Source organism: uncultured Candidatus Puniceispirillum sp., from assembly GCF_963979125.1.
In the GTDB taxonomy this organism is placed as follows: Bacteria; Pseudomonadota; Alphaproteobacteria; order Puniceispirillales; family Puniceispirillaceae; genus Puniceispirillum.
On the sequence record NZ_CAXBVX010000160.1, the window covers coordinates 1 to 2939 of the forward strand.

The 2939-nt window shown below is 47.7% G+C and carries 2 protein-coding genes; one reads left to right on the plus strand and one right to left on the minus strand.

Annotation, left to right across the window (positions count from 1 at the left end; all coding sequences use genetic code 11):
* Positions 1 to 100 precede the first annotated feature (100 nt).
* A complete protein-coding gene (locus ABNT28_RS10675; RefSeq protein ID WP_348721582.1) occupies positions 101 to 1213 on the minus strand; it encodes an ABC transporter ATP-binding protein in 1113 nt (370 codons plus the stop codon).
* Between the two features lie 329 nt (positions 1214 to 1542).
* Between ABNT28_RS10675 and ABNT28_RS10680 the strand changes: the two genes are divergently transcribed.
* Entirely contained in the window at positions 1543 to 2760 is a 1218-nt protein-coding gene (locus tag ABNT28_RS10680; protein WP_348721583.1) for a M24 family metallopeptidase, read from the plus strand.
* The last annotated feature ends 179 nt before the right edge of the window (positions 2761 to 2939 follow it).

The window sequence follows — 2939 nt, forward strand, 5'->3', positions numbered from 1 at the left end:
TCTCCCTTATTGTTACCCCTAATGGAGCTCTACGCAAATAACGATCCGGGGTGCATTTTGCCCCCCACTTCAGATCGTCAATTCATGACCATTGTCATAGTCAAACTGTTGTCCTGTAATCAAGTGCCCGGCAATCATCCGTATTCCAGGCAACAAATAAATCCGCACCAATTTCCAGTCCCAAAGGTCCTGCTGTGTTTGGTACCTTTACAATAAATTGATCATTACCCGTCACCATCATCCGGCACCTGATATGATCACCAAGATAGATCAGTTCCAAAACCTTTGCATCTAGCGCGCTCATCGATTTTGATTTCTTGTCGGTCAGCACGCACCGTTCTGGGCGGATAGACAGCATTGTTTTAGAACCCGGGCCATCAATATTAACAGCCAGAGCCTTAACAACATCGCCCTTATCCAGCTTAACGGTAGCAATATTGCCACGCACACTATCGACAACCCCCGGAAGCTGGTTATTTTCACCAATAAATTGCGCAACAAATGCATTTTCAGGCTTTTCATAAAGCGTAACGGGATCGTCAAGCTGTTGGATAATGCCATCGTCAAACACAGCAATTCGATTCGACATAGTTAATGCCTCGGATTGATCATGTGTCACATAAACTACAGTAACGCCCAGATTTTCGTGAATATGTTTGATCTCATACTGCATATGCTCGCGTAATTGCTTATCAAGCGCACCAAGCGGCTCATCCATCAATACAAGGCTAGGGTTGAAAACCAATGCCCTTGCCAAGGCGATACGCTGTTGCTGGCCACCTGAAAGCTGGGCAGGCTTACGATCTGCAAACTGTCGCATTTGCACCATATCCAGCACATTACGGACTTTATCTTCAACATCCGAAGTGCTTAATTTCCGCACTTTCAGCGGAAATGCCAGATTTTCAGCAACTGTCATATGCGGAAACAAAGCATAATTCTGAAACACCATCCCTATGCCACGCTTGTGCGGGGGGATGTTGTTGATCGCCACATTATTGAGCTTTATGTCGCCATGCGTTGCGGTTTCAAAACCGGCAAGCATCATCAGACATGTTGTTTTTCCAGAACCTGACGGGCCAAGCATGGTGACAAATTCACCCTCGGCAATATCAAGATTCAAATCCTTGACGACAAGCGAGACACCATCATAACTTTTTTGAACACCCTGAAATGAAACAAAAGCGTTTTGTGGTGCGGACATAACTGACATTTTTTAATACTACCAAGATTATTTAACCAAATTTAGGTGCCTAACAATGCTGTCCCAGTCCGGCACATGTCAATCACTTTCTGGGTTGAAAATGTGATAACAAAATAATTATTTACAGCATTTGGCAATCCATCCCCCATGTCCAGTGCTTATAGTGATTAACAGCGATGCCGGAAACGCTTCATGCCTTAGGCGCATCCAAAACAGCTTGTATTTCACAGCGCGTTACAACCTGTAAAAAGCATATTTATTCGATTGACCGCATGTCTGTTTTTCTCTAATGCCAGACAAACAACAGATGAATATTTAGCCTTTTATGGGAGTGTAAAATGTCCGACGATCAGATGCTTCATGTTACCCGCTGGCACAACGGCGAAAAGACTTATCAACCTTTCACAAACGGTGAAATGACCCGCCGTAGTGATGCTATGATGGCCATTATGGGTGATCTGGATATTGATGCCTGTCTGTTCACCTCTTATCATAATGTCTGCTATTTTTCGGGGTTTTTATATTGCCAGTTCGGGCGACGCTATGGTGCCGTGCTTAGCAAGGATGGCGTGACTACAATTTCTGCCGCGATTGATGGCGGCCAGCCTTGGCGCCGTTCGACAGGCGATAATGTCACCTATACCGATTGGCGCCGTGACAGCTATTTCACCGCTCTCAAGGATCTGTTGAAAGGCGTAAAACGCCTTGGCATCGAATTTGATCATGTCAATCTGGATTTAAAAGTCCTGCTTGAAGACCATTTCCCAAATGTCGAACTGGTTGACTGTGCGGCGGCGGCCATGGATTTGCGCACGATCAAAAGCGCCGAAGAACATGTGCTGATCCGTAAAGGCGCCGAAATGTGCCGCGTTGGAGGTCGTGCGGTAATGGAAGCCGTCAAGGCTGGCGTTCCCGAGCATGAAGTGGCCATTGCCTCGACAAATGCCATGGTGCGGGCAATTGCCGATTCCTTTCCCTTTGTCGAATTGATGGATACATGGACATGGTTCCAATCAGGCATCAATACCGATGGCGCGCATAATCCTGTTACTAACAAGTTGATCGAAGATGGCGATATTTTGTCGCTCAACACCTTTCCGATGATGTTTGGCTATTACACCGCGCTCGAACGCACCTTGTTCTGCGGGTCAGCCTCGAACGCGCATCATGACCTCTGGCAGAAAAACTGCGCTGTGCATGTGCGTGGCATGGAACTGTTAAAACCTGGTGTGAAATGTGCCGACGTGGCTACCGAACTGAACGAAATGTACCGCGAATGGGATTTGCTGAAATATCGCTCATTCGGCTATGGGCATTCCTTTGGCGTGTTGTGCCATTATTACGGGCGCGAAGCCTCGGTTGAATTGCGCGAAGACATCCAGACCGAACTGAAACCCGGCATGGTGGTGTCAATGGAACCGATGATTATGATCCCCGAAGGCGACTCAGGGGCGGGCGGTTACCGCGAGCATGATATTCTGATTATCACCGAAGATGGCGCGGAAAACATCACCGACTTCCCGTTCGGTACGGATGAAATGATCGTCGGGCGGTAACGTCCGGCGGTGTCTATTCACCCACAAAAAGATCACGGCTTGAGGTGCTGAGGCGGGTGCCGCCATTCTCCTCAAGTACAAAGCTTTCGCCCAGATTCATGGCCGCGCCGCTTTCGCTATCCATCAGGATCATATGCATGAAAAAGGCCATGCCTTGTTCCAGCACAACCGGATTGCCA

Coding starts and splice junctions, on each gene's coding strand:
- ABNT28_RS10675 (WP_348721582.1), bottom strand. CDS start 1,213: ATGTCAGTTATGTCCGCACCACAAAACGCTTTTGTTTCATTTCAGGGT.
- ABNT28_RS10680 (WP_348721583.1), top strand. CDS start 1,543: ATGTCCGACGATCAGATGCTTCATGTTACCCGCTGGCACAACGGCGAA.